The sequence below is a fragment of the Peribacillus kribbensis DSM 17871 genome (assembly GCF_000430765.1).
GTDB classification, from domain to species: Bacteria; Bacillota; Bacilli; order Bacillales; family DSM-1321; genus Paraperibacillus; species Paraperibacillus kribbensis.
In genome coordinates this window covers 56,307-81,526 of the sequence record NZ_AUMQ01000035.1, presented here as the reverse complement: position 1 = coordinate 81,526, position 25,220 = coordinate 56,307, and the positions used below count along the sequence as shown (strand labels likewise).

At 43.6% G+C, this 25,220-nt stretch carries 27 protein-coding genes, 11 tRNA genes and 1 rRNA gene; 3 read left to right on the top strand and 36 right to left on the bottom strand.

Annotated features, from left to right (window positions below; all coding sequences use genetic code 11):
• The 13 genes from H539_RS0107405 to H539_RS0107345 all read right to left on the bottom strand — a co-directional run.
• Positions 1-214, bottom strand: a 16S ribosomal RNA gene (locus H539_RS0107405); the annotation flags it as partial.
• Positions 215-313: 99 nt separating this feature from the next.
• Positions 314-384, bottom strand: a tRNA-Gly gene (locus H539_RS0107400).
• Positions 385-409: 25 nt separating this feature from the next.
• Positions 410-486, bottom strand: a tRNA-Pro gene (locus tag H539_RS0107395).
• A 6-nt stretch (positions 487-492) separates the two neighbouring features.
• A tRNA-Arg gene (locus H539_RS0107390) sits at positions 493-569 on the bottom strand.
• A gap of 33 nt (positions 570-602) precedes the next feature.
• Positions 603-688: transfer RNA gene (locus H539_RS0107385), tRNA-Leu, on the bottom strand.
• Positions 689-742: 54 nt separating this feature from the next.
• Positions 743-827 (bottom strand) — tRNA-Leu (locus H539_RS0107380).
• 18 nt (positions 828-845) lie between these two features.
• Positions 846-921, bottom strand: a tRNA-Lys gene (locus tag H539_RS0107375).
• A 3-nt stretch (positions 922-924) separates the two neighbouring features.
• Positions 925-999, bottom strand: a tRNA-Gln gene (locus H539_RS0107370).
• Between the two features lie 19 nt (positions 1,000-1,018).
• Positions 1,019-1,094, bottom strand: a tRNA-Asp gene (locus H539_RS0107365).
• Between the two features lie 49 nt (positions 1,095-1,143).
• Positions 1,144-1,215: transfer RNA gene (locus H539_RS0107360), tRNA-Glu, on the bottom strand.
• 16 nt (positions 1,216-1,231) lie between these two features.
• Positions 1,232-1,319 (bottom strand) — tRNA-Ser (locus H539_RS0107355).
• A gap of 9 nt (positions 1,320-1,328) precedes the next feature.
• Positions 1,329-1,403, bottom strand: a tRNA-Asn gene (locus H539_RS0107350).
• 173 nt (positions 1,404-1,576) lie between these two features.
• The gene (locus H539_RS0107345; protein ID WP_026692993.1) at positions 1,577-2,050 is read right to left on the bottom strand and encodes a SprT family protein; all 474 of its coding nucleotides are present in this window, start codon (positions 2,048-2,050) and stop codon (positions 1,577-1,579) included.
• Positions 2,051-2,189: 139 nt separating this feature from the next.
• Between H539_RS0107345 and cmpA the strand changes: the two genes are divergently transcribed.
• Positions 2,190-2,315, top strand: coding sequence for a cortex morphogenetic protein CmpA (gene cmpA / locus H539_RS31365; RefSeq protein ID WP_155889960.1), 126 nt, complete (start codon positions 2,190-2,192; stop codon positions 2,313-2,315).
• A 44-nt stretch (positions 2,316-2,359) separates the two neighbouring features.
• Here cmpA and H539_RS0107335 read toward each other — a convergent pair whose 3' ends face one another.
• From H539_RS0107335 to acpS, 15 genes are all read right to left on the bottom strand, one after another.
• On the bottom strand, positions 2,360-4,534 hold the full coding sequence (locus H539_RS0107335; RefSeq protein WP_026692992.1) for a Tex family protein: 2,175 nt from the start codon (positions 4,532-4,534) through the stop codon (positions 2,360-2,362).
• A gap of 223 nt (positions 4,535-4,757) precedes the next feature.
• Complete coding sequence (msrA, locus tag H539_RS0107330; protein WP_026692991.1) at positions 4,758-5,285, bottom strand: peptide-methionine (S)-S-oxide reductase MsrA; 528 nt, start codon at positions 5,283-5,285, stop codon at positions 4,758-4,760.
• A 102-nt stretch (positions 5,286-5,387) separates the two neighbouring features.
• Entirely contained in the window at positions 5,388-5,990 is a 603-nt protein-coding gene (locus tag H539_RS0107325; protein ID WP_026692990.1) for a PP2C family serine/threonine-protein phosphatase, read from the bottom strand.
• A complete protein-coding gene (gene sigB, locus H539_RS0107320) occupies positions 5,987-6,778 on the bottom strand; it encodes an RNA polymerase sigma factor SigB (protein ID WP_026692989.1) in 792 nt (263 codons plus the stop codon). Before sigB ends, H539_RS0107325 begins: the two co-directional genes overlap by 4 nt.
• Positions 6,756-7,229, bottom strand: a complete 474-nt coding sequence (gene rsbW / locus H539_RS0107315; protein ID WP_026692988.1) for an anti-sigma B factor RsbW — start codon at positions 7,227-7,229, stop codon at positions 6,756-6,758. The genes sigB and rsbW overlap by 23 nt, the downstream gene beginning before the upstream one ends.
• Positions 7,226-7,558, bottom strand: a complete 333-nt coding sequence (locus tag H539_RS0107310) for an anti-sigma factor antagonist (RefSeq protein WP_026692987.1) — start codon at positions 7,556-7,558, stop codon at positions 7,226-7,228. The genes rsbW and H539_RS0107310 overlap by 4 nt, the downstream gene beginning before the upstream one ends.
• A 58-nt stretch (positions 7,559-7,616) precedes the next feature.
• The gene (locus tag H539_RS0107305) at positions 7,617-8,627 is read right to left on the bottom strand and encodes a PP2C family protein-serine/threonine phosphatase (RefSeq protein ID WP_026692986.1); all 1,011 of its coding nucleotides are present in this window, start codon (positions 8,625-8,627) and stop codon (positions 7,617-7,619) included.
• Between the two features lie 11 nt (positions 8,628-8,638).
• Positions 8,639-9,040 (bottom strand): anti-sigma regulatory factor, encoded by a 402-nt coding sequence (locus tag H539_RS0107300; protein WP_026692985.1) that lies wholly within the window; start codon positions 9,038-9,040, stop codon positions 8,639-8,641.
• Between the two features lie 4 nt (positions 9,041-9,044).
• Positions 9,045-9,401, bottom strand: coding sequence for an STAS domain-containing protein (locus tag H539_RS0107295; RefSeq protein ID WP_026692984.1), 357 nt, complete (start codon positions 9,399-9,401; stop codon positions 9,045-9,047).
• On the bottom strand, positions 9,398-10,231 hold the full coding sequence (locus tag H539_RS0107290; RefSeq protein WP_026692983.1) for an STAS domain-containing protein: 834 nt from the start codon (positions 10,229-10,231) through the stop codon (positions 9,398-9,400). The genes H539_RS0107295 and H539_RS0107290 overlap by 4 nt, the downstream gene beginning before the upstream one ends.
• 469 nt (positions 10,232-10,700) lie before the next feature.
• Positions 10,701-11,051, bottom strand: a complete 351-nt coding sequence (locus H539_RS0107280; protein WP_026692982.1) for a type II toxin-antitoxin system PemK/MazF family toxin — start codon at positions 11,049-11,051, stop codon at positions 10,701-10,703.
• Positions 11,052-11,058: 7 nt separating this feature from the next.
• Positions 11,059-11,340: a CopG family ribbon-helix-helix protein gene (locus H539_RS0107275; RefSeq protein ID WP_026692981.1), complete on the bottom strand. Its 282-nt coding sequence runs from the start codon at positions 11,338-11,340 to the stop codon at positions 11,059-11,061.
• A 171-nt stretch (positions 11,341-11,511) separates the two neighbouring features.
• Positions 11,512-12,663 carry an alanine racemase gene (gene alr / locus H539_RS0107270; RefSeq protein ID WP_026692980.1) on the bottom strand — a complete coding sequence of 384 codons (1,152 nt, stop codon included), beginning with the start codon at positions 12,661-12,663 and terminating at the stop codon, positions 11,512-11,514.
• A 198-nt stretch (positions 12,664-12,861) separates the two neighbouring features.
• The gene (locus H539_RS0107260; RefSeq protein ID WP_026692979.1) at positions 12,862-13,881 is read right to left on the bottom strand and encodes a LolA family protein; all 1,020 of its coding nucleotides are present in this window, start codon (positions 13,879-13,881) and stop codon (positions 12,862-12,864) included.
• A 277-nt stretch (positions 13,882-14,158) separates the two neighbouring features.
• Positions 14,159-14,509, bottom strand: coding sequence for a holo-ACP synthase (acpS, locus tag H539_RS0107255; protein ID WP_026692978.1), 351 nt, complete (start codon positions 14,507-14,509; stop codon positions 14,159-14,161).
• Between the two features lie 93 nt (positions 14,510-14,602).
• Here acpS and H539_RS28030 point away from each other — a divergent pair, with 93 nt between their 5' ends.
• Positions 14,603-15,193: a rhomboid family intramembrane serine protease gene (locus H539_RS28030; protein ID WP_035322110.1), complete on the top strand. Its 591-nt coding sequence runs from the start codon at positions 14,603-14,605 to the stop codon at positions 15,191-15,193.
• A 62-nt stretch (positions 15,194-15,255) separates the two neighbouring features.
• Here H539_RS28030 and uvsE read toward each other — a convergent pair whose 3' ends face one another.
• From uvsE to H539_RS28020, 7 genes are all read right to left on the bottom strand, one after another.
• Positions 15,256-16,227, bottom strand: coding sequence for a UV DNA damage repair endonuclease UvsE (gene uvsE, locus H539_RS0107245; protein ID WP_026692977.1), 972 nt, complete (start codon positions 16,225-16,227; stop codon positions 15,256-15,258).
• Between the two features lie 289 nt (positions 16,228-16,516).
• Positions 16,517-17,995: a degradosome RNA helicase CshA gene (cshA, locus tag H539_RS28025; RefSeq protein WP_035322107.1), complete on the bottom strand. Its 1,479-nt coding sequence runs from the start codon at positions 17,993-17,995 to the stop codon at positions 16,517-16,519.
• Between the two features lie 776 nt (positions 17,996-18,771).
• Positions 18,772-20,151 (bottom strand): UDP-N-acetylmuramoyl-tripeptide--D-alanyl-D-alanine ligase, encoded by a 1,380-nt coding sequence (locus tag H539_RS0107225; RefSeq protein ID WP_026692975.1) that lies wholly within the window; start codon positions 20,149-20,151, stop codon positions 18,772-18,774.
• A 119-nt stretch (positions 20,152-20,270) separates the two neighbouring features.
• Positions 20,271-21,338 carry a D-alanine--D-alanine ligase gene (locus H539_RS0107220; protein ID WP_026692974.1) on the bottom strand — a complete coding sequence of 356 codons (1,068 nt, stop codon included), beginning with the start codon at positions 21,336-21,338 and terminating at the stop codon, positions 20,271-20,273.
• Positions 21,339-21,562: 224 nt separating this feature from the next.
• Positions 21,563-21,883 (bottom strand): DMT family transporter, encoded by a 321-nt coding sequence (locus H539_RS0107215; RefSeq protein WP_026692973.1) that lies wholly within the window; start codon positions 21,881-21,883, stop codon positions 21,563-21,565.
• The gene (locus H539_RS0107210; RefSeq protein WP_026692972.1) at positions 21,880-22,221 is read right to left on the bottom strand and encodes a DMT family transporter; all 342 of its coding nucleotides are present in this window, start codon (positions 22,219-22,221) and stop codon (positions 21,880-21,882) included. Before H539_RS0107210 ends, H539_RS0107215 begins: the two co-directional genes overlap by 4 nt.
• A gap of 19 nt (positions 22,222-22,240) precedes the next feature.
• Entirely contained in the window at positions 22,241-22,825 is a 585-nt protein-coding gene (locus H539_RS28020; RefSeq protein WP_051348485.1) for a TetR/AcrR family transcriptional regulator, read from the bottom strand.
• 387 nt (positions 22,826-23,212) lie between these two features.
• Here H539_RS28020 and H539_RS0107200 point away from each other — a divergent pair, with 387 nt between their 5' ends.
• A complete protein-coding gene (locus H539_RS0107200) occupies positions 23,213-24,106 on the top strand; it encodes a cation diffusion facilitator family transporter (protein WP_026692971.1) in 894 nt (297 codons plus the stop codon).
• A 58-nt stretch (positions 24,107-24,164) separates the two neighbouring features.
• Here H539_RS0107200 and H539_RS0107195 read toward each other — a convergent pair whose 3' ends face one another.
• Positions 24,165-24,932, bottom strand: a complete 768-nt coding sequence (locus H539_RS0107195) for a hypothetical protein (protein ID WP_026692970.1) — start codon at positions 24,930-24,932, stop codon at positions 24,165-24,167.
• Positions 24,933-25,220 lie beyond the last annotated feature (288 nt).

The following is a 25,220-nucleotide window of genomic DNA, read 5'->3' as shown; positions in this document are numbered from 1 at the left end:
CCGTCTTTCCACTTCCCTTCATGTGAAGGAAAGTCATATCCGGTATTAGCTCCGGTTTCCCGAAGTTATCCCGATCTTAGGGGCAGGTTGCCCACGTGTTACTCACCCGTCCGCCGCTGATCTCAGGAAGCAAGCTTCCATCGATCCGCTCGACTTGCATGTATTAGGCACGCCGCCAGCGTTCGTCCTGAGCCAGGATCAAACTCTCCGAAGAATGTTTGATGTAGCTCATAAAAGTTTAAAACTTGTTTTTGTATTTTCTCGAAAGAAAATAACGTTGGCGTCTTGTTTCGTTCAGTTTTCAAAGAGCAAAAGCGGGTGATGAGAATCGAACTCACGACATCAGCTTGGAAGGCTGAGGTTTTACCATTAAACTACACCCGCATATTAAGTTGAATACGAAGCTGCCTGGTCGGGAAGACAGGATTCGAACCTGCGACCCCTTGGTCCCAAACCAAGTGCTCTACCAAGCTGAGCTACTTCCCGTTCATATGGCGCGCCCGAAAGGAGTCGAACCCATAACCTTCTGATCCGTAGTCAGACGCTCTATCCAATTGAGCTACGGGCGCAAAATAAATTCATTCATGATGTTTAAAATCTAATGGTGCGGCCGAGAGGACTTGAACCTCCACGGGGTTGCCCCCACTAGGCCCTCAACCTAGCGCGTCTGCCATTCCGCCACGACCGCTCAGCGACATAAATTACTTTAACAAATCATCTGCCGAACTTCAATGGTAATTAATGGTGCGGGTGAAGGGAGTCGAACCCCCACGCCTTGCGGCGCCAGATCCTAAGTCTGGTGCGTCTGCCAATTCCGCCACACCCGCGAATTTCATTTTTATTAATGGTGAGCCATGAAGGATTCGAACCTTCGACCCTCTGATTAAAAGTCAGATGCTCTACCGACTGAGCTAATGGCTCGTATGGCTGGGCTAGCTGGATTCGAACCAACGCATGACGGAGTCAAAGTCCGTTGCCTTACCGCTTGGCTATAGCCCAATATACGTAAATATAAGAATGGCGGTCCCGACGGGAATCGAACCCGCGATCTCCTGCGTGACAGGCAGGCATGTTAACCGCTACACCACGGGACCCTTATGAATATGATTTGAATAAGGGATAGCCCATAATTCAATCTTATAATGACCCCTACGGGATTCGAACCCGTGTTACCGCCGTGAAAGGGCGGTGTCTTAACCGCTTGACCAAGGGGCCGTATATTTTTTGAAAACGGAGAAGGAGGGATTTGAACCCTCGCGCCGCTTACGCGACCTACACCCTTAGCAGGGGCGCCTCTTCAGCCTCTTGAGTACTTCCCCACAAAAAAATGGCTCCGCAGGTAGGACTCGAACCTACGACCGTTCGGTTAACAGCCGAATGCTCTACCACTGAGCTACTGCGGATCAATATGAAAATCTATGATTGTCCAGAAACTCTCAAGAAGTAATTCAAGTTGTTTGTTTTCGACTCTTATGATTATACTCACTAATCAATCTAGAGTCAAGAACTTTTTTGAATTAATTTTCCTGCTGTTTTTGTAAGAACAGCAGCAACGATATATAAATTTACCATGAGTTCAATTCACTGTCAACTCCCTTTTAAACAAAAGTTTCCCCCTGCACTTTCCGCAAACATACCGGCTGGTGTCAACCTTTCTCCTTCTTCGGTAAACCTGCCTGCAGGATTGGCATGTATATTCAATCACTCTCTGGCTCCTTGGTTTACGATCCGCTTGAGGAAGCACCTGACAGAACCGGGGAGCATCCACCTCCTTCAGCAATTCTCTAAATTCACTGTCTCTGTGCTGATATCCCCTTCCTTCTAAATGAAGATGATAATGACAGAGCTCGTGTTTAATGATCCCAATCAGCTCCTTCTCTCCCAATTGCTCATAATATTTTTTGTTAATTTCTATGTTATGGGACTTGAGAAGGTATCTGCCTCCTGTAGTTCTCAGCCTTGGATTAAAACTCGCTTTGTGCTGGAACTTTTTCCCGAAAGATTGAAGTGATATTTGTTCAACCAGCTGTTGAAGTTGTTTTTGTTCCATGAATCTTTCTTCCCTTTCCTTATATCCGAACTGCTGAAGGATGATTCGCTCTTTTCGGCTACTTTTTGTTTCACGTGTAACATGACAAACTGTTTTCACATACATTAATTAATACCAATGATGATTGGAGGCTAAAAAAATGCCCCGGTGGTTCCAAAACCAAATCAGAAAAGCATTTTACGAAAAAAATCATTATCAAATAAAATTGCTGAACCAATGCTGGTTCTTTTATAGAAAAAAAGAAGCTGACCCTGAGCAGCTATAAATGCTTACTGGAGCCAGCTTATTCTTTTTTCCGGGAGCGGCTGGTTATGCGTGCGGGCCAACCATCGAAAGAGCTACGCGCTGCTTTTTCGTATCCACTCCATCTACCCACACAGTCACAACATCCCCGACTGAAACAATATCAAGCGGATGTTTGACAAAACCCTTGCTCAGCTTTGAGATATGGACCAGCCCATCCTGTTTCACACCTATATCAACAAAAGCGCCGAAATCCACCACATTACGTATTGTCCCCTGCAGCTCCATGCCTTCATGTAAATCTGCAAGCTTTAGAACACCCTGTTTTAAAAGGGGCTTAGGCAGCTCATCCCGAGGATCTCTACCCGGCCTCTTAAGTGAATCAATGATGTCTTTAAGGGTTATCTCCCCCATCTCCAGCTCCTGTGCCGTTCGAGGAATCTCCAGAACGTCCAGATTCGCTCTCAGCTCACTCGTTCCCAGATCTTTAGATGTGAAGCCCATGCTTTTTAAAAGCTTCGTGACCGCAGCATAATTCTCTGGATGAATTCCTGTAGCATCCAAAGGCTGGGTCCCATCAGGAATTCGCAAGAACCCTATCGCCTGTTCATATGTTTTCGAACCGAGGCGCGGAATATTTTTCAAATCTGACCGAGATACAAATTTCCCTTCTTCATCTCTTTTCTTAACAATATTCAGGGCCACCGTTTTGGACAATCCGGATACATATTGAAGGATGGCCGCAGAGGCGGTATTTACATTCACTCCGACAGAGTTCACTGCCGTTTCTACGACAAATGTAAGGGAATCAGCCAGCTTTTTTTGTGAAACATCATGCTGATACTGCCCTACTCCCACTGATTTCGGATCAATCTTCACCAGCTCTGCCAGCGGGTCCTGAAGCCTCCTGGCAATGGACACAGCACTTCTTTCTTCCACCTGGTAGCCGGGAAATTCTTCCCTTGCGGCTTCGGAGGCAGAGTAGACGCTTGCCCCTGCTTCATTGACTATAATGTACGAAATATCCTGCTGAAGCTCTTTTAGCGTGTCGGCCACAAACTGCTCCGTTTCTCTGGAGGCAGTTCCATTTCCAATGGCAATTAATCCAACTGCATTTTCAGCAAGAATTTTTTTTAGACGGCTTCGGGCTTCCTCTTTTTTATTTACTGGAGGATGTGGATAAATCACCCCAATTTCAAGGACCTTCCCGGTTTCATTGATAACCGCAAGCTTGCAGCCTGTCCGGAAGGCTGGATCAACCCCCAGCACCGTTTTTCCTTTTAAAGGCGGCTGAAGGAGAAGATTCCGCAGATTCTCGGAAAATATATGAATTGCGCGGTCTTCTGCTTTTTCAGTAAGCTCCTTTCGTATTTCCCGTTCTATAGAAGGCTGGATGAGCCTCTTATAAGCATCCTCCACCGCCTCTTTAAGATAAGGTTCCACGGGTGAGCCTGGTGCTTTTATGATCTTTGACTCAATGTGCTTTAGGATGCTGCCGCTTTCCGCACGGACAGATACCCTTAATATGTCTTCCTTTTCTCCGCGATTTAGAGCTAGAATTCGATGAGGGGCTGCTTTATTAACGGCTTCCTCATAGCTGTAATACATCTCATAAACGTTCTTTTCATCCTTCTCCTGATATTTAACCGATGATTCCAGACGGCCGTTCCGAAATGTTTCGTTGCGTATCCATTTTCGTAGTCCGGCATCGTCTGAGATGTGCTCAGCAATAATGTCTTTGGCCCCCGCAAGAGCATCAGCAGCCGAATGAACCTCTTTTTCTTCAGAGACAAACTCAGAAGCTTTGGCCTGTATATCTCCCCGGCCTGCCGTCAGAAGCCAGTCTGCCAGGGGCTCTAGTCCCTTTTCTTTGGCTGCTGTAGCTTTGGTTCTCCTTTTTTGTTTATAAGGCCTGTATAGGTCCTCAATTTCCTGAAGTTTAGAAGCCCTTTTGATTTGTCCTTCAAGCTCAGGAGTCATTTTTCCTTGTTCTGCTATGATTCGGAGGACCTCTTCTTTACGGTTCGCCATATTTTCGAGATATGCTGATCGTTCCAGAATATCGCGAATCTGGACTTCATCCAGAGAACCCGTCATTTCCTTTCGATAGCGGGCAATGAACGGAACTGTATTTCCCTCTTGTGTCAGCTGAAGAACCTGCTGAATCTGAAATTTTTTAAAGTTAAGTTCTGTTACAAGCTGTTCAATAATCGTTTTCATTTTTTCATCCATAACTATCATTCAGGCCTCCACATTCAATCTCTATATACTATAGTATCAAATTGCCCAAAGGAGAGCGAACCGTCCATCTTCCCAAGATCTAAATCAATCGTTTGTTTAAAAAGCGCACACTGGTTCTGATCACATGATTAAGCCAGGAAGCAATTTAATTAAACGTTTGTTTAAACTTAAAAGATATGTTAGAAGGTAAATAAAAAACCCAGGAATTCCTGGGTGTTCTGCTTTATTTCCAATTTTCTTCAATGAATGTATCTCTGCCAGATTCGATTCTTTCCTGCTTATATTCCTTAGGATTTTTTTTATAAAAGTCCTGATGGTATTCCTCAGCAGGGTAAAAAATCGCCGCAGGAAGAATTTCTGTTACAATCGGCTTTTTAAACCGTCCGCTTTCCTCCAGCTCCTTTAGCGTTTTTTGCGCCAGGCTCTTTTGATGATCATTATGATAAAAAATAGCTGTTCTATACTGGCTTCCGCGATCAAAGAATTGTCCTTCATCATCGGTCGGATCTATTTGCGGCCAGTATAGTTCCAAAAGCTTTTCATATGGGAAGACTTCAGGATCAAAAGTGATTTGGACAGCTTCATAATGGCCGGTCGTTCCTGTTTTTACTTCTCCATAAGAAGGATTTTCTTTTTCTCCCCCTGTATAGCCTGAAACAATCCCTTTAATACCTGGAAGTTCATCAAAGGGCTTTACCATACACCAGAAGCATCCTCCTGCAAAAGTAGCATATTCGGTTCGCGATTCCATAACATCACGCCTTTCTTTCAATTGGATTTATTATATAGGTAAACCTCTTATTTTCACAGTATTTACTTACATCTGGTTTACGGCAAATAAAAAAGCCCGCTATTAAAGCAGACTCCCTAATAAAAAGGTCGTATCATCAGAATAAGCACTGTTTTCTTCAAGTAACAGATGGGCTGTCTGCTGAAGAGGCGCATGGGATTTAAGAATCCGTTTAGCGCCGATCATCTGCAGGCCATCTGAGTGGAGAATGAAGTTGGAGTTTGGCTCGTATTTATAGTATTGAGTATGATACTTTTGCATACGTCCCGATAGATAACCTGTCACAGGCAGCGGATAGATCAGCTTGCCATTTGGCAGATAACAGAAGAACCGGATGTTTCCTACTGAACTATAGATAAATTCCTGTTCCTTAAAATTCACCTTCAGAATGGAGACAGCAGCTCCTCTTTTATTTACCAGGACTTCATTACATTTCTTCATCAGTGTATCTACATCTAAATGATGATTACTTTTCACAACATCGGTTACAGCTGCAGAGGATTCATAAGCAAATTCCTCGCTTCCTAGGCCGTCTGCCAAGACACAGATAAAATAATCATCGGTCACGGTATAAAAATAGCTATCCCCGCAATATGGCATGTCATTCTTCGAGGATTGCGATACCAGCAGTTCTAGATGCTGCTCCTTCACATGCGTTTGGATCATTTCGCATACTCCGAACTGGCTTCCGCATTAATGGCTTCCTGCAATTTCTTTATAGCCCTCCGCTGCAGACGGGATACATGCATTTGAGAAATGCCTAGCTGTTCTCCAGCTTCTTTTTGGCTCAAGTTTTCTAAATACGTGTATTGGATGATCTTTTTCTCTCGATCGGTCAGTACATGGAGAACTCTTTCAAGAACAAGACGCTGATTTACCTTTTCAAAGCCTTCATCTACATTTCCAAAAATATCTAAAAGCGTGACTGTTCCTCCATCGGAATCAGCTTCAATGGAATGATCGATGGATAGAGCCTGATAGCTCTTGCCCATTTCCATCGCTTCCAGGACTTCCTCTTCGGAAACCTCCAGGTAAGACGCTATTTCTTCAATTTTTGGGGAACGATGCAGCTCAGTGGTAAGCTCTTCAACCGTCACTTTAATCTTAGGACCTAATTCCTTAATGCGCCGCGGCACATGGACGCTCCATGTTTTGTCACGCAGGAAACGTTTTATTTCTCCAATAATGGTTGGTACTGCAAAGGCTTCAAAGCTTTTGCCAAATGTCTCGTCATATCTGCGTATTGCTCCCAAAAGACCGATCATACCCACCTGAATAATATCCTCATGATAGGATTTGCCTTTTGAGTATTTCCTTGCAATGGTCTCAACTAGACCCTGATAATGCAGCACAAGAGAATTTTGGGCTTCTTCATCCTGGTGCAATTGGAAAGCTTTAATCCATTCGTTTACCTTTTCTTTTACTGCCTGGTTAGGTTGAGATTCTTTCTGCATCATTCTCCACCTGCTCTCCTGCTAAAAACTTAGTCATGAACACCGTTACCCCTTCATGCTGATGTATTTTCACATCATCCATGAGAGACTCGATGAGGTAAAGTCCTAAGCCTCCTTCTCTAAGAAGATCGACATTCTGATTCTGGCTGTATGGGCCCAGACCTTTTCGAACCTCATCGAAATTGCAGCTGTGGCCGCTGTCAGCCACCATAACCTCCAGGCGGTCTTCATAAAGTCCAAAGCTTATTTTCACTTCGCCTTTTTCGTTTTCTTTATAGGCATGCTGCACCGCATTCGTGCATGCTTCGCTTGTCGCTATTTTTAGATCCTCGATATCCTCATATGCAAAGCCCATTCGGCTGGCAATTCCGGATAACGTTAAACGGATCACTCCAATGAATTCCGGCTTAGCGGGAAACTTCATTTCAATGTATTCAAATGTTTCACTCATTTTACTCCACCTTCAGCATTGCTATTAATATCAATAATGTCAGCTAGACCCGTAATATCAAACAAACGGCGAAGACGCTCTGTTAACCCTACCAACCGGAATTCTCCATTGTGGGCCCGTACGCTTTTAAATAACCCTACAAACACTCCCAGCCCCGTGCTGTCCATATAAGAAACGTCCGAAAGATCCACAACCATCTGGACATTTTCCTGTTCAGACAGCGGGAAGAGAGTTTCTCGAAGCTTCGGGGCTGTATAAGCATCAATCTCGCCTTTCACCTTCACTGCTGCTTTTGACTCTATATCTTGTACATCAATCGTAATATTCATAAACTGACCCACCTTTTCCTCTCAATTGCAATTAATATTTACCCATCCATTTAACCGCTTAAACATTTCTCTTTAGAATAATTAATGTAAAATCGTCCCTCAACTGGAAATGCTGCAGCTTCTCCAGCTGCTTATAAATATTATTCACCATTTCTTGAGCGCTAAGATGCATATTTTTCTCAATATATTCGATCAGCGTTTTCCGTTCAATAAACCCTTCGCTTGTCCGGCATTCTGTCACACCATCAGACATCAGCACAATCATGTCCCCAGAGCCGATATGCTTCTCGTATTGCTCATACTGCGTTTTCTTTTCCACCCCAAGCAGAAGTCCTTTTGCTGTCAGGTCAGTAAACTCCTTTGTTGCTGCATTATAATAAAAACCGGGTTCATGTCCTGCTGATGCGTAAGTAAAAATAGAAGTCGATGGATCAAACAAACCATAGAACATGGTAATGAACATGCTGGGGTCTACATTCCGCTCCACCACACGATTCAGGCTTTCCAGTACGCTCTTAGGGAAGTGCCGATGCTCCGGAAGACTGTCCATAGCATACTTAATCATTGACATGCACAGGGCAGCCGGAATTCCTTTGCCAATCACATCCGCAATCGCGACACCTACACATTGATTTTCATCCTGAACAAAATGATAATAGTCTCCATTCATATGCTTGGCAGGCACGCTGACTGCACCGATCTCTAAACCGCCGACTTCGGGAATATCTGTACCGAGCAGCGTATGCTGAACATTCGCAGCAATTTCAATCTCAGACTTCAGCTCCTGCTGCAGATGCTTTAAATTCTGGTGCTCACGATAGGCTATGCCATAGCCCATCATAACTTCCAGCAGAAAATCCAGTGAATGAAGCACCTCAGGCGGCAGGTTATCATAGGTGTCCATTAGCGTACTCTTATGGAAACTGATGATTTCTTCAGGTGAAATTTTATGTTCGATCGTTTTCCGGCTGTATTTCTGCCCCTGATATAAGGCCTGTTCAGACTGATCCTTTAAATAATTCGAAAGAGCTTCCCGATACTTTTCTTCAAGGTTCTCTCTAGCCTCCATACTGGTTCCCCCTAACGGAGCCATTTTATGGCACGAATTTCGGTACCCTTTCCGATAGTCGTATCGAGGTCAAATTCGTCCATTAACCGCTTTACACCAGGCAAGCCGGCTCCAAGGCCGCCTGAGGTTGAAAATCCGTCCTCCATTACCTTTCTCACATCGGGTATTCCAGGCCCTTCATCGGAAGCGATAATCAGCAGGCCTGATTTACCGCCTTCATAAAGTTTTTCGATGCATACCTTGCCCTGACCCGCATATAAATAAATATTCCTTGCCAGTTCACTGATTGCAGTGGTGATCCTTGCCTGGTCGACAGTACCGAAACCAAGCTCTTTAGCAACATTACGGCCAAGCTGGCGTGCTGCTACGATATCCCATTCATTTATAATCTTTACGCAGGATTGGAATTCCATTCTTCTAGTCCCCCAATTCCTGTTGTAATTTCTCCAAACCTTTTTCTAGATCTAAGGCCGTAAGGACATCGTCGAGCACTATGCCTAATTCAATAAGCGTTATGGCTACTGCAGGCTGAATTCCTGTAATGACCACCTTCGCTCCCATCAGCTTAGACATACTGACTACATCACCCAATACTTTGGCGATAAATGAATCTATGAAATCGATGGAGGTAATGTCAATTACCACTCCATTAGCGCTGGTCTGGTGAATTTTATGAAGTAAGTCCTCCTGGAACTGCAGGGCAGTGGCGTCATCCAATTCCCATTGGATCGATACCAGTAAACAATCATAAAGCTTTAAAATGGGGATTCTCATTCTACTTCCTCCATCTCCACAATTTGACGGGATGTTATTTCCAATGCAGCTTCAATTCCTTTTTGAAGGGAATTTTTTGTAGTAATTTCATTCAAATTAATTCCAAGATTCACGATAGTCTGGGCAATTTCCGGCCGTATCCCGCAAAGCATGCAGTGCGCCCCTACAAGGCGGACGGCCTCAGCCGCCTGGATTATATGATGAGCTACCATTGTATCAACGACCGGAACCCCGGTTATATCGATCAAGACAACCTCCGAACGGTGATTTACAACCCCGTTCAGCAGATTTTCCATGATCTGCTTGGCCCGTTCTGTATCAATTGTTCCGACAAGAGGCATCACCGTTATTCGGTCAAGAACAGGAATTAGAGGGGCTGACAATTCTTGAAGGGCAATTTTTTGAAGGGAAACTGTTTTTTCCCAAATTTGTGAATACATATTTACAACTTCATTTTGCATAGGTGTCATAAAACTATCGAGATCGCCAACAACTTCTAGTAGTTTATCCTGATTGACCAGCCCCTGATCCACCAGTCCTCCATAAACGATCTTCTCGAATTCTTTGAGCCCTTCATTTACAAAAACAAGGGGCCAGCCCAGCCTGACTACTTTTTCTGCAAAGTCGGTTAAAAGGCTGAGGAATTCTTCTTCTTTTTCAGTCAGCCGCGAAATAATCATTTCGACGAATTCATCACTGGTGCTTTCAAAAACCTCTGTCGATACCCCCTTGATCAGCCGTTCATCTGCCTTATTCCGCATATTTTGAATCCATGTATCTAAAATTCGGCTTCGATTCTCCTTGATATAATTGTATATGAGTTTATTCATTATTCCCTCCTATTTTATCATACCCCTCGATACGAATTGACCCTTTTACTACTTGTTAGACAATTGTCATAAACCTGGTAAAAATATTAATGAAGATTTATAATTACACGGAGCAGTCTTGCTCCCGGATATTTTTCAGCCGAAAAAACGCTTGACAATTTCCAGCTCCACTTTTTCACTATAATGTCTAATCCATAAATCCGTCAAATGATACATACGCAATTTAAAGTGGCATTTCCCTTCAAGATAACCGAAGGATTTTTTGTATTTTTCATTATATTTCCCATTCGGAGAGCGCCTTCATTTCTCCTGCTTGAAAAGCAGGATTTTCTGCAGAACTTCGCACGGTCTCCAAAAGATATCTGGCTTATTCTGCTCATAAAAATCCGTTTGCATGCCCATGTTTAAGTCTTCAAAACAAAATAAAAAAACGCTCCCGAATGAGCGTTTTGTTTTGCGCTTATAAATTTTAAAAATCTATTAGCCCTAAGCTGATCTGCAATGCGTCATCGACTTTTTTCATCATTTCTTCATCAAGATGAGTGATCTTGTCAGTTAAGCGCTGCTTATCAATGGTGCGTATCTGCTCCAATAGAATAACGGAATCTCTTTCAAAACCGTAGCGCTTGGCGTTTATTTCTACATGCGTGGGCAGCTTGGCTTTTTGTATTTGGGCAGTGATTGCCGCCACAATTACAGTTGGGCTGAAACGATTGCCAATATCATTCTGAATAACAAGCACCGGACGTGTTCCGCCCTGCTCAGAGCCGACCACCGGTGACAGGTCTGCGAAGTATACGTCACCGCGCTTAACTACAATCAAAGGCTTAACCTCCGCTTACTAAACGTTCCACACAATGGTCAGCCTCATACTCTGCAAGAAAAGCTTCTGATGCAATAGATAAATTTATGACTGCCATTTCGATATAGCCACGTTTCATAGATTCGCGAAATTCTCTTTTTTTACGTTCGCGAAGATACATTTCGGTCGCACGATAGATAAATTCGCTGCGATTGACATTTTCCTCTTTTACATACCCATCTAACTCTGATAAAAGATTTTGAGGTAATCGAACCAATATCTCTCTTGTTGCGCTGGATTCAGACACAAACAACACCTCCACCATCACTACACACCTTATATCTTCCCTTTACCATATTACCATTAATGCGTATATATGCAAAGAGCATTGTTAAATCTTTATTCTATTATCTGCAAACTTCAAGGCTTTTTATGCAAGTAATTATGATTTTACTAAAATTTTATTGATTTATAAAGCTTATTCAAGCAAGGAATTTTTGGTAATCACTCTTTCTCCCCGCCTGTAATACACTCTGGGAACCCTCGCTGCAATCATACAGGTAACTTCATAGTTAATGGTTTCAAGCTTTGCGGCAATTTCATCAACCGATATTTTTTCTCTGCCATTTGTTCCTATCAGAGTAGCCTCTGTGCCAATTTCCATTTCATAAGGAAGCCGGACCATGCACTGATCCATACAAATTCTTCCCACGATCGGAACCCGTATCCCCTTGATCAGCACCTCCTGGCCTTGAAGCTTTCGAATGAATCCGTCGGCATAGCCTATCGGCAGAACGGCAATCCATTCCTCCCCTTCAGCTGTATACACAGCTCCATAGCTGACACTTTCCCCTTTTGACAGCTTTTTCACCGAAACGATTTTGGTTTTTAACGATAAGGCTTCCTGCAATTCGTAAGGAAGCAGCGGCTTCATTTCGGGTGAAGGAGAAAGCCCGTACATGGATATGCCGAGGCGCACCGCATTAAAAATACTTTCTTTAAATCTGAGCGACGCGGCACTATTGCTGCAATGAACCAGAGGCGGAAGAACATCCAGACAGCTGATGAATTCTTTAAATTTATCAAGCTGCTGCTCATAATAGACAGTTTCAATTTCATCCGCTGTAGCGAAATGAGTAAAAATCCCCTCAAAGCAGAAAGACTCCCCTAGCGCTAGAAGCTGCTCCACAGCTTTCAGCTCCTCCTTCGTCTTAAGACCAAGGCGCCCCATGCCCGTATCACATTTTATGTGTACCAAAAGAGGAGCATGCTGGATATAGTTTTTGGCCTGTTGAAGCCATTCCTCCGAATACACAGTTAAAGAAATGTTTTCTTTAGATGCAACTCCGGCGTCTTCCGGCCTGCTTGCACCCAGCACCAAAATCGGGCAGCCGATCCCTTTATTCCTTAGGTATAACGCCTCGTCCAGAAAAGCAACAGCCAGCCTGTCCGCACCTGCTTCAAGAGCCGTTTCTGCCACCTGTTCATAGCCATGGCCATAGGCATTGGCTTTTACCACAGCAAACAAACTGGTATCAGCAGGCAGACGCTTTTTCATTCTTGCTGTATTTTCATATATAGAATCTAAATTAATTTCTGCCCAGGTATCCCGATAAAAACTGGTATTCACGTTATTCCCGTCCTTTTACTATTTTTCTATAGCCTATTATTGCTCTTTATGAAAGCAAGGTCAAACCATCATACCCTCCGCCCAGGCTTTTCCGAACGCTTCCCTAAACCAAAATAAGCATATAAAAGAGCCCTGTCCGTCTGACAGGGACTCCGATCTCGCGGGAAAGATAAATGGGATGAATCATCCGGCGCTCCTTTATTTGACCTCTGTACCCGATACAGAACGCGCCACCATAAGCATTTCATCCTTAGATAGATCTTTAGAGGCCAGCATAAAATCCACCCCTTCAAACGTCCATGATACAGAATGGTCGGTCATGGCGCCGATGGTGAATCCAAGGTCAACCGGCTCCCCGTTCATCCTTGTTGATGCCAGTGCCGTTTCTTCATAGGCCGCCTTTTCCTCTACGAGTGTATAAGTCTGCTCTCCGCCGTACGTAAGGACCACCCTCTTCCCGGATCCGGTTGCCAGTTCCTCCTCATCCAGGAGCTGGGCGCCGTCAATCTTGGCAGTCGGATGCTTCACTGTGAATGCCTTATCCTTATTCTTGCCCTTCACCTCGCCCATTACTGGCAGCTCCAGCTGGGCGCTCGTCATGTTTCGCTTCATATCAAAGGCATTTTTGTCAAAGGAAGCATCAAATTTAACCTTTGTGAACTGCACGGAAACCAGCGTATTTTTATCAGGATCCTGAACCTTCACACTGACAGGCGTAAGATCCTTTTTAAACGTTATCACTTGGTATGGAAGCATTTTATTATTCTGATAGCGGGTTTTGGTTTCAAAAACATAATATTTATCTGTCGCTTTAAAGACAGCTCCTTTGTCTTCCATAACATCCTTTACCAGGGATTCATACAAATATGCCTGACTGCTGTTTTTCGGCCATTCACTTTGAAATTTAAAGCTTTTATTTAAAGCAGGGGTCAGCACAAACACGCCTTCCTTATTCCTTAAAATCATTTGGCTTTGATCTCTTTTAGGATTTTTCAGATTCACTCTGTAGAAATCCGGATTTTTATGCCAGACCTCCACATTATACACCTGCGGATCTTCCCCCATTTGGAGGGTCATTTTGGCATTGGCCTTATATCCCTTCATTTCAGCAACCTTTTCATTCAGCGCACTGACAACATCCTCCTGCGACTTCGAGCCGCAGGCTGACAGGACAACCATAATCAACAGTCCAGCTGCAAATATTAGCCACTTTCTCATCTCTTCAACCCCTTTTGGTATTATACGTAAAAGGGAGAGGAAAAGGCGGATCGATACATTGAGGGATTGCTCTCATAATGGTTCCATTTCGTCCGGCACTTGCATTTAGAGGAAATGTTTAATCTAAAGAAGCAGGTGAACAACCGATTCCAATACACTTCAGCCAGGCCTTGTCTCTCCTGTAGCACTAACATGTATATGAGGAGCCGGAAGCCAATATGTCCTAAAGCGTGAGGGGCTGCCTGAATAACAGACTAAAGTGCGATGGGAAAAGGAATTATTCCTCGATCACCACCTGTGCTGCCGCATATTCCCTGCTATGTGTAATGCTTAGGTGGACACCATATTTGGAAGGCTTTTCTATATAAGGCTTCCCTTTGGAGTCCTTTCGTATCTCAATATCCAAGAAGGACAGCTCCCCGCCGAGCCCTGTTCCTGCCGCCTTTGCATACGCTTCTTTGGCCGCAAATCTTCCCGCAAGGTATTCTGTTTTCCTTTTTTCCGGCAGCGATTGATAATGCTCCATTTCATAGGGAGTAAGAATCCTCCCGGCAAATTTCGGCTGCCTTCCGGCCAATTCTCTGATTCTGCTTATTTCCACCAAATCAATTCCTATTCCTTTAATCATTCCATTCTCCTCCGGGTTAATTTTGGTCATAAATTGATTGTACAGGCTGTAAGATGTAAAACGGGGATTCTAAACCAGGAAAGGATGTTTCCTTTGTTTGAAAGAAATGAAAATTTATCTAACTTCCACCGGAATTATCCAGCTGCCGCCATCCTTCTATCATTGAATATACTTTCCTTCCTGCTGACTCATCTTCCTGGCATGCCGGCTGCTCTTCTATACGAAAAGCTGTATGGCGTGAATCTCTACATTTCCAATGGAGAGTACTGGAGGCTGATCACCCCCATTTTTCTCCATGGATCATTCAGCCACCTGGTTTTAAATTGCTTTTCACTTGCGGTCCTCGGTCCGTTTATTGAAAGAAGCCTTGGAGTACGGCTTTTCCTAATCTTTTACCTCGCTTCAGGCATTAGTGCCAATCTTGCAACCTACTGGTCCCGCCCATTGACCTTCACACATATCGGTTCAAGCGGAGCGGTTTTCGGGCTGTTGGGGTTTTACCTATGCCTTGCTCTTTTTAAAAAAGAACGACTGGGAAGCCATAATTCCAAAATGATTCTGACTCTTTCAGTGATCGGACTGACGATGACTTTTTTGCAGCCCCAGATCAACATAGCCGGCCACATAGGAGGGTTCCTGTTTGGCTTTCTCCTTACCCTCGCTCTATTAAAGGTCATTTCATGACCAAAGTATACTACAGATTGTCAGCTAAAAAGAAAAAACCGGCACTCCAATAAGTGCCAGCTTCACTTTATATAAAAGCTTGCCCCATCAATAAACTCAATGCCTGGTTGGTTTTTCAGCTCATCCACAAGCTTAAACAGGGCGTCATCCTTTCGTTTAGCCTCTATCATACAATCAATCCGGGGGACGCTTCCCTTGACTGTTTCAAGGAACTCAAGAAACATCGATAAGTCCACATAGTCCGCATGCGCTCGAAAGTCCTTTTCTGAACGTGGGCTGGAAATATGCATTTTAATGGGCAGCTTCGAGAACTCCCAGGTTTTAATCACTCGCTCCCAGTCATCCTCCCACTGGACAGAATTATGGTTATGAGCCAGGTGATGATGATAATCAAATACAAGTGGGATATTGAGCTTTTCGCACAAATACAAAGTATCCTTTAAAGTAAACGTCGTATCATCATTTTCCAGCATAATCATCCTCTGCAGGGATTCAGAAATGAGACCCCAGTTGTGGATGAACTGTTCCAAGGCCTTTTCAATATCGTTATAGCCGCCGCCCACATGCAGCACACAGCGGTGCTCAGGGTCAATGCCCATCCCTTTCAGAAGCCCCTCTTGCATCCTCAGTGTCCTGATTGACATATTCAAAACTTCCTTCTGAATTCCGTTCAATATTACGAAATGATCGGGATGGAAGTCCACCCGCATATCTGGATGTTCGGATAAATAGTCTTTAATATCTTCCAGCGCCCTTTTTAGGGGCCTTAAATAATTCCAATGAGGAAGCTCCTCATGATTCGCCAGAGGAATAATCCTTGACGTCAGCCGAAAAAAAGAAATGCCATGCGCCGTGCTATGCCTCAGCAGACGAAGGCAGGTCTCCAGGTTGGAAACCGCAATTCTCTCAAGCTTCCTTACAGCCGCTTCTCGATCCTTAATTTTCGAAAACTGTGCAAATGTCATGGTTTTTGATGGCGATGCATTTTGAAGATGCACGCTCATTGCCACATAACCCAGCCGGACCAGCATCATCTAAATCCCCTCGTTTTATCTGTCATACTTGTAAGTATGTCCCGGCTGTTAAAATTCATTTCATCTTCCTTGGAGGAGGAGAAATTTTAATCAAACGTTTAATTAATTTTCATCTAAAAATTAGGGTTTCAGACTTCATTTTCAAGAGATTCCCTTCGTATATCGACTGTGTTTTTGTAAAAAAATCCAGTAACTGAAACCCTCAGCAAGGATAAATCTTCTAAAAGGAATAAAAAAATCCCCCAGGAGCGGCACCGTGTGCAGCTTCATTGGGGGATGGTTCAGTTAATTAATACTGTTCTCTTTTGCTTCCTTGTCCGCCTCGGCCGGCAGGTTTTCTTCCGCGTCTTTGGCCGTATTCTTTTCGGTTGGAAGAAGAAGATCCTCTTCCGCTGCGGCCGCCGCCGCCACCGCGGTTACCAGAGTATCCGCCGCGGTCCCGTTTGAATGCAGGAGCTTCTTCTGTTAATTTAATTGGAGTTTGATCCGGTTCTTTTGTCATGATTTTAATGACAGAAGCCAGAAGATCTGATGCTTCATACTTGTTCAGCAGTTCTTCAGCAGTGGCAAGATAAAGGGAAAAGTCCTCTCCCTCAACAGAAGAAATGATCTTTTCCATAACCGCTTTCTGCTGGCCTTCGATTGCTTCATGAAGAGTTGGACGAGCCATCTTTTCCATGCGTTTTTTTGTTGTGTTCTCAATAGCATTAAGCTGAGATCTTTCTCTGTACGTTACAAAGGAGACTGCTTCCCCGGTTTTTCCTGCGCGGCCAGTTCTTCCGATGCGGTGAACATAGCTTTCAGGATCTTGAGGAATATCAAAGTTGTATACATGTGTCACGCCTGAGATGTCCAATCCACGGGCAGCAACGTCTGTAGCTACAAGTACATCAATGCTTCCTTCTTTAAATTTCTTCAATACAGAAAGACGTTTTGCCTGGCTTAAATCCCCATGAATGCCTTCAGCCATATATCCTCTTACATTAAGAGCAGAAGACAGCTCGTCAACACGGCGCTTGGTACGGCCGAAGACGATCGCAAGCTCAGGTGTCTGAATATCAAGCAGGCGGGTAAGCGTATCGAATTTTTCGCTTTCTTTCAACTCAATGAATGACTGCTTGATTTTAGATACGGTCATTTCTTTTGCTTTTACTTTTACTACTTTAGGTTCACTCATGAACTTCTCTGCAATTTTGCGGATTGGTTCCGGCATAGTAGCCGAGAATAACAGTGTCTGGCGGCCCTCTTCAGGAACAGTAGATAAAATGGATTCAATATCTTCAATGAATCCCATGTTCAGCATTTCATCCGCTTCATCCAATACAACCGTACTTACATTGCCAAGACGGATGGTCTTACGGTTAATGTGATCAAGAAGTCTTCCTGGTGTACCCACAATGATATGCGGCTTTTTCTTCAATGCGCGGATTTGACGGTCGATATCCTGGCCTCCGTATACAGCCATTACGCGTACACGCTTGCCAAAGCCCAATTTATATAGCTCCTCAGACACCTGAATAGCAAGCTCACGTGTAGGAGCGATTACTATGCTTTGAACATGCTCTGATTTTATATCGATTTTTTCCATTAAAGGAATACCGAATGCCGCTGTCTTACCAGTACCAGTCTGCGCCTGGCCGATGATATCTGATCCTTCTAATGCCAAAGGAATCGTCTGAGCCTGGATGGGAGTTGCCTCCTCAAAGCCCATTTTTTCAATAGATCTTAAAGTAGACTTATCAAGTCCTAATTCACTAAACAAAGTCAAATTTTTCCTACTCCTTTAAATAATTAAGATTTTTTAGATCTTAAGAAAAAGTCTTCTCATTATCGCCCAAAAGAACGGCTAAATTACTAAAAATTGAAATTCAGCAATTTTTCAGGGGAAATACTTCACGCAATAAAACTCAGGAATTCAGCCATTCCTTTAGGCAGGAGGGCTGCTAAGGGCTTCGAGGCAATGATTGCCGAAGCAGAGTTTTTTATACTTAAACCGGCCTAAAAAGCTTATCATTTTAAAGCTCATTCAGCTTCATTCATATGAAAAGCCGCTCTAGAAAGCGGCGAATAAGACCTCTTGCTAGGCCAATTTCTAAATCAAGTACTTCAATCTTCGCATAGTGGAAGAATCGAAAAGAAATCTCTTTCAAAAGAATAAAAGGCATGAAAATCATGTTATGGAGGCATTTGGGATGCCTTCATAAAAATGAATTTTATCGCCTTATAGAACATGTTAACAGTATAGCAAAGCCTTTGCAACTCAGGAAAGTTTTCACTTTCTTAAAAACAGGTTGTGATAGCGCATACATCCCTCTATTTCCTTGCTCTGTTCATTAAACAAAAAAATATGGGAATCGCTGTTATCCCCGGCAAAGATAGCAGCCATACGGCCGACTGGGATTTGCAGAAAGAAACTGCAGCATTCGCCAGCCGTAAAGCTGCTCAGCAGAAACGGCCGTTTTTTGGACCTGTCCCCATAACATCACCATTTTAAGACAGTTTTATACTATTGATATGTTAAAAAGCTGCCTGGAGAGCGTGGTTTTATGATTTTTGCAGCTCCTGGACCACTGCCTCAAGCTCCATTCCTCTCGAAGCTTTTACAAGAACAAGATCTCCCTTTTGAACTGTCTGTTTCAGCTCGGTAATAAGCGCTTCTTTATCAGTGAAGGACCGAACATTCTGTTCACTGAACCTTTGTCTTGCACCTTTTGCGATGTATCCTGCCAATTCCCCATAGGTAAATACCTTGGAGATCGCCTCAGGATTAATCAGCTCACCGATTTTATAGTGAAAGTCCGTTTCCTCCGGACCAAGTTCGAGCATATCTCCGAGAACCAGATATTTATGGACAAAGCCTGCAATTCCCTCCGTCAGTTCAATGGCCGCCTTCATGGAGGTAGGGCTGGCATTATAGGCATCGTTGATAATGGTTTCACCGTTAGCTCCTTCTGCCATCTCCATCCTCATTCCAGTGATCACAACACTTTTTAAGCCTTCCCTGATTTTCTCTGCCGGAACCTCAAGCTCCATAGCAGCAGCTATCGCTGCAAGGCTGTTCAGCACATTATGAGTTCCAAGGACAGGAAGAGTAAGCTCCATATCCGGAAGAACATTTATTTTATAGGTTGTTTCAGTCTGTCCATTTTCCATATAGGTCGGGAAAACCGCGTTGCTCTCGGAACGGCCGAAGGAGACTGCCTTGTACGGTCGGCCTGTATCCGGACGGTTTGCCAGCAGCGGCTCATCCCCAAAATATATAAAGGTGCCATTCTCTTTGAGGCCCTCCAGGATCTCAAGCTTTGCCTCGGCAATTCCTTCGCGGGAACCAAGATCCAGAAGATGGGATTCACCAATATTTGTGATTATCGCGATATCTGGACGGGCCATTTCTGAAAGAAACTGAATTTCCCCCCTGCTGCTCATTCCCATTTCCAAAACAGCTGCTTCTGTATCAGGATCCATGGAAAGGATGGTAAGCGGAAGCCCTAGGTGATTATTATAATTCCCGCTCGTTTTATGAACCTTATATACCGTTCCAAGCAGAGAAGCAGTCATATCCTTAGTCGTTGTCTTCCCATTACTGCCAGTCACTCCTATAACCTTCATATCCAGGTCGCTTCGATAGCTCCTGGCAAGCTCCTGAATGGCGGTAAGGGAGTCCTCGACTACAATTATAGGAAGCTCTAGCGGCGGATTTGGAACATCCTCTTCCCAAAAAGCTGCTGCCGCGCCATCCTCAAGGGCTTTTTTTACAAAACTATGTCCGTCGACTCTTCCTCCCTTAAAAGGGACAAACAAATTACCTTTGCCGATTTTCCTCGAGTCGATAGAAGCCCCGCTCACACTTATATCTCCAAATGATCCTACATCATTTTTCCCATTTACAATGGCATGAATCTCTTTCAAGCTTTTAGTAAACATGTAACTATCCTCTGCCTCCCATTTAATTTACAAACATACAAGTCACTCACTGTATGAAAAACAGGCAGAAGCTGCTTTAAAGGTAAACGCTCCTGCCTGACATGACTCATGAACCCGGATTAAAAGGTGTACTTAATCTTTTGCTTTTCTTCATAGCGTTCTTCAGCCAATCCTACCAGCTTTTCAATAAGCTCAGGATAATCAACGCCGGTGTGCTTCCATAGAAGCGGGAACATACTGAAAGGAGTAAAACCAGGCATCGTATTCACTTCGTTAATGTAAATTTCCCCTTCATGAGTCAAGAAGAAATCTGCACGTACCAGGCCGGAGCAGTCAAGGGATTTAAACGCTGTGATCGCATACTCCTTCAGCTTATCATAAGTCTCCTGGTCGATTTCAGCAGGAATCACCATCGCTGTATCTCCATCCTCATACTTGGCTTTATAATCATAAAAGGCGGTCTTCGGTACAATTTCACCGGCAACCGAGCATTCTGGATTGTCATTGCCTAGGACGCCCAATTCGATCTCACGGGCTTTCACACCTGCTTCAACAATGATTTTACGGTCAAACTGGAAGGCTTCTGCGTAAGCGGCGGAAAGCTCCTCGCGGCTGGTACAGCGGCTGATCCCGACACTTGAGCCCAGATTTGCCGGTTTTACAAAGCATGGATATCCGATTTTTTCCTCTGTCTCTTCATAGGCGGCTTCAGGGTCCTTTTCCCATTGAGACCTGATGAACCACACATATCCCACCTGCGGCAAGCCAGCCTGCGCAAAGATATTTTTCATGATAACCTTATCCATCCCGGCTGAGGACGCAAGGACGCCATTCCCTACATAAGGAAGATTCAATAATTCAAGCATTCCCTGTACCGTGCCATCTTCCCCATTTGGTCCGTGGAGGAGAGGGAAAATAACATCAAAACCGCTGTCCTCTTTTTTGATGGCCAGCGCAGTATCAAGAGAAACTTCATTGCCGCCTTCTTTAAATTCAAGCTGCTGGATATTTTCTGCAGGAGCCGTAAGCTGGGGCCCGCTGACCCACTTGCCTTCCTCCGTTATGTAAATCGGGTGAATGTCAAATTTATTTAAATCCAATGCTTTAATAACAGCCATTGCTGTTTGCATGGAAACTTTATGTTCAGCAGACTTTCCTCCGTAAAGCAAGCCCAATTTCGTCTTCATCATACTACCTCCAATTACTTTCATAAATTCTATTGTATCATTTTCCGAAACAAACGAAAAAAAGATACGCCATTAATTTTATGTTATTTACAGGTATTTTTATAAGATTCTTGAAAAACCTTCCCTGATCTATGTGTTAGTATATGTAAGCGCGGGCCCGGCCTGTGATAGAAAAAGAGCCAATAAAACAGAAAACACAGGAGACGAAGCGCCCTGTTCTTTCCTTATTCCGGTGCAGCTAATTTCAGGCCGGCCACACTGATAATAATCAGCAATAAAAAGACAATCCTTAAGAATCCCCTGGGTTCCTTAAAAAAGATCATGCCAAGGATAACACTGCCGGCAGCACCGATTCCTGTCCATATTGCATAGCCCACGCCCAGAGGGATGGTTCTAAGTGCAAGCGAGAGGAAATACAGGCTGAGGCTGGCCGAGAGCAGGGTCAGCACGGTGAATAAACGGTTTTTGAAGCCATTCGACAGCTTCATAAACATGACAAAACCAACCTCCCCAAAGCCCGCTAAAACGAGATACAGCCAGTTCATACTTGATCACTCCCCGCTTCTTCATCCTTCGTTGTCGCCTTTAATCCTACAATGCCGGCAAACAGAAGCAGCAGCAGAACGATCTTCGGCAGACTGATCTCCTCTCCCAGAATAAATCCTGCTATAACCGTGCTGGCAGCACCAATGCCTGTAAATACCGCATAGGCCGTTCCAACCGGCATAGCAGCTGCTGCTTTAGAAAATAAAATAAAACTGATAAGAATAAATACCACCGCAATGATACTGGGCTTCCATTCGGTAAACCCATGGGAATGTTTAAGCCCGAATGCCCAAACCACTTCCGAAGCACCGGCCAATACAAGATACATCCAAGGCATTACCTTCACCTCTCCATGTTTACTTCTCTTTGATAGAATCCCAGAAAAAGTTCCAGACAAGGCTGCGCCTCTGTATGAATTCATTCTGTTCATATAGATGATGCTCAAAAAACAACCCATCCAGCAGACAGTAAAAGCTTGAGTGAAGCACTTTTGTACCCATTTCCCGAATGGTTTTCTCCTTCATTCCCTTTGAAAAGATACTGTGAAGATAACCGGCAGATAATTCTTCAAAATGAATAATCTCCTCTTTAATCTGCCGGCTTAAATCTTTTGGAGGCAGAAAGACCGCTCTTTTATAAAACAAAACCTGGGGCGTGGCTCCCGCAAGATTTGTCAGATGGTAAAACAGGGATTTCAGGCTTTCTTCTATACTTTTATCAGTTCCACTCTCCAAAAGGTTTTTTATGGTGTCCATTTCTTTATATACAATATCCCGGAGTATGGAGAGATATAAATCCTGTTTAGAGGCAAAATGAGCGTAAATGGAAGGTGCCTTAATTCCGACTCTCCCTGCAATTTCCGAAAGAGCAGTTCCCTCATATCCCTGCTCGGCAAACAATATCAGACCGGCTTCTTTAATTTTATCGACGGTTGAAACCATACAATCAGCTCCTCCATTCCCTAACTATCGTTAGTTAGATCATAAACGATATCTCCCTCCCTGTCATCACTGCCGATTTTTATTTCATGTTTTTGTTTAACACACTAAAAAACAGAGAAAAATACAAAGGCAAAAGACAGACCTCATTTGAACGAATAGCCTGACCATACATATATTGGATAAAACAACTACTCGCTCTATTTGCTTGCAATAGAGTCAGCCATCCTGGCTTTCGAATTAAAAAGGCTGGGAGTGTCCCCAGATCTGAATGCTCTAAAAAAATTTTCCCCGGACCAAAAGACTAAGTTAAAACTAACAACTTTGCTCTAGACCCACCAAAGATGGGTTTGTTACGATAGCTAAAGATTGTTTTTAGAGGTGAAAGAATTGGGAGCTAGAGAGGCAATTGCTAAGAAAGTGGCATGGATCAGTGTATGGAGCAATATTATCCTCACACTTGGAAAGATCATTGTGGGGCTTTTTGCACATTCTGATGCGGTATTTGCTGATGGAATCCACTCCGCAGCGGATGTTTTTGCATCAGTCATCGTCCTGTTAGTTATAAAGATTGCTAATAAGCCCGCTGATGAAGATCACCCTTACGGCCACGGAAAAGCAGAAGTCATTGTTTCAGGCATCGTGGGAATTGTTCTTCTTATTGTATCTTTTTATGTGATGTACGAATCGGTTATCGGCTTTTTCCATCCGATTGAAACGCCAAGCCTTATCGCAGTCTGGGTGGCCCTGTTTTCCTTTGCAGCCAAAGAACTGTTATACAGATATTCGCTTAAGGTTTCAAAACAATTTAACAGCAAGGCCATTGAGGCCATAGCTTTTGACCACAAGGCTGATATTGTCGCGTCGATTGCGGCTGCAGCGGGAGTATTTCTTTCCATCCTGGGAGAGAAGCTGCATATACATATCCTCTTATATGGAGATAAAGTCGCCAGCTTGTTCGTAGCCTTCCTTATTTTTAGAATTGCACAGGAAATGCTCAAGGAAGCATTCGACATTCTGCTTGAACGGAATGTAAATTCGGAACTCCTGCATAAGTATATTGATGTCATCCTCAGCTATAAAGATGTTAGGAGACTGGATAAAATCCGTGCCCGGGAGCATGGACATTATATCCTTGTAGATGTCCGCATCTCCGTAGATCATGATAAAACCATCAAGGAGGGACATGATCTTACCAGGGAAATCAGGAATGCACTCATTGATAAATATGATAATATCGATGAGGTCCTCATCCATCTGAATCCCTATTATCCTGAGGAATAACCGCTTATTTGCATGAAAACAAAAAATCGCAGGCCATTTTTTCAGGCTTGCGATTTTTTTACTTTTCTACGGTCCATTCCCTGGACTTGCGGTTATATACTAATAGAGCATCCGAAGGCCGGCTTTCAAGCGCTTGGTATTCTTCATTCATATCATCCATATTAACGAAATCCCCCAGCACCCAGACAGGAATTTCGATCTTGGCTCTTGTGGACAGCATTTTCTTGAAGGATATGGCTGCTCCCTCGACCAGCATCGGGGTCAGCTGCTTCAGGCTTCCTGCAGGAAAAGAAGCATATTCTGCTTTTTTCCTCCATCCCCCAAGCAGGGTTCTTTCCTTTTTCAGCAGCTCCAGCTTTAGAGGCAGAAGGTTTCCGAGCATTTCATAGAAAGAGTCCATGTAGCGGTAATAAACTTTGTTAAACCAGCCATCATCATAAGCAAGATAAACATAACGATTGTTCAGCTGGTTATAGAAAGGCGGCCGGAGATGAGCTTTGCAGTGCCCTAGGTAAAGGAGTTCAGCAATTTCATGACCATCAAGTTCATCAAGGCCAGATGCTTCCTCGAAGTCGATCCAGCAGAAATCCCGGTACTGGCTGACATTCTGCTTTAAAAGATTTGGAAGATCCTCAGCCGGTACATAATCCATCAGAGTATTAACATTAAATTCGCCATCCTCATACTTATGTTCAATCAGCAGGATATTTTGGAGATTTTCTGTTAAAGCATGGGAAAACTCCCTAAAGTCCATGCCATAGGAGATGACAAATTTTTCTGATGATTGTACATGAAGGTATAGTAACTCTTTTGTGTCCACTTTCATTCATTTAACCTCCGTTACCAATAGCCAGCCTTAAATGCAAGTAAATGGAATAGAAATCCACTCATTCATAATATACCCGTAGAATCGAAAAATCTATTAGTATAAAAAGTATAGGTAAAATATGTAGAGTGCTCTTTATCGTCATAATAGGCATTTTTTATGGATTCAACCATTTCGAGCAGTATAAAGCATACTCCAATCCTCAATTAAAAATTATCTTAAGATAGGTAGCATTTACTATTATAGCCCAAAACCTTGTGAAAAAGGTTACAATGTGTTTACAAATAA

Coding starts and splice junctions, on each gene's coding strand:
- H539_RS0107325 (WP_026692990.1), bottom strand. CDS start 5,990: ATGATCCAAACGCATGTGAAGGAGCAGCATCTAGAACTGCTGGTATCG.
- H539_RS0107215 (WP_026692973.1), bottom strand. CDS start 21,883: ATGAACTGGCTGTATCTCGTTTTAGCGGGCTTTGGGGAGGTTGGTTTT.
- H539_RS0107300 (WP_026692985.1), bottom strand. CDS start 9,040: ATGGAATTCCAATCCTGCGTAAAGATTATAAATGAATGGGATATCGTA.
- sigB (WP_026692989.1), bottom strand. CDS start 6,778: ATGCAGAAAGAATCTCAACCTAACCAGGCAGTAAAAGAAAAGGTAAAC.
- H539_RS0107305 (WP_026692986.1), bottom strand. CDS start 8,627: ATGGAGGCTAGAGAGAACCTTGAAGAAAAGTATCGGGAAGCTCTTTCG.
- H539_RS0107310 (WP_026692987.1), bottom strand. CDS start 7,558: ATGAATATTACGATTGATGTACAAGATATAGAGTCAAAAGCAGCAGTG.
- H539_RS0107225 (WP_026692975.1), bottom strand. CDS start 20,151: ATGTTTACTAAAAGCTTGAAAGAGATTCATGCCATTGTAAATGGGAAA.
- H539_RS0107260 (WP_026692979.1), bottom strand. CDS start 13,881: ATGAGAAAGTGGCTAATATTTGCAGCTGGACTGTTGATTATGGTTGTC.
- msrA (WP_026692991.1), bottom strand. CDS start 5,285: ATGGAATCGCGAACCGAATATGCTACTTTTGCAGGAGGATGCTTCTGG.
- H539_RS0107295 (WP_026692984.1), bottom strand. CDS start 9,401: ATGAGAATCCCCATTTTAAAGCTTTATGATTGTTTACTGGTATCGATC.
- acpS (WP_026692978.1), bottom strand. CDS start 14,509: ATGATTAAAGGAATAGGAATTGATTTGGTGGAAATAAGCAGAATCAGA.
- H539_RS0107195 (WP_026692970.1), bottom strand. CDS start 24,932: ATGAAAGTGGACACAAAAGAGTTACTATACCTTCATGTACAATCATCA.
- rsbW (WP_026692988.1), bottom strand. CDS start 7,229: ATGAGTGAAACATTTGAATACATTGAAATGAAGTTTCCCGCTAAGCCG.
- H539_RS0107210 (WP_026692972.1), bottom strand. CDS start 22,221: ATGCCTTGGATGTATCTTGTATTGGCCGGTGCTTCGGAAGTGGTTTGG.
- uvsE (WP_026692977.1), bottom strand. CDS start 16,227: ATGATGCTGGTCCGGCTGGGTTATGTGGCAATGAGCGTGCATCTTCAA.
- H539_RS0107335 (WP_026692992.1), bottom strand. CDS start 4,534: ATGATAGTTATGGATGAAAAAATGAAAACGATTATTGAACAGCTTGTA.
- H539_RS28020 (WP_051348485.1), bottom strand. CDS start 22,825: ATGGTTTCAACCGTCGATAAAATTAAAGAAGCCGGTCTGATATTGTTT.
- H539_RS0107290 (WP_026692983.1), bottom strand. CDS start 10,231: ATGAATAAACTCATATACAATTATATCAAGGAGAATCGAAGCCGAATT.
- cmpA (WP_155889960.1), top strand. CDS start 2,190: ATGCCCCGGTGGTTCCAAAACCAAATCAGAAAAGCATTTTACGAAAAA.
- H539_RS0107345 (WP_026692993.1), bottom strand. CDS start 2,050: ATGGAACAAAAACAACTTCAACAGCTGGTTGAACAAATATCACTTCAA.
- H539_RS0107220 (WP_026692974.1), bottom strand. CDS start 21,338: ATGAAGACGAAATTGGGCTTGCTTTACGGAGGAAAGTCTGCTGAACAT.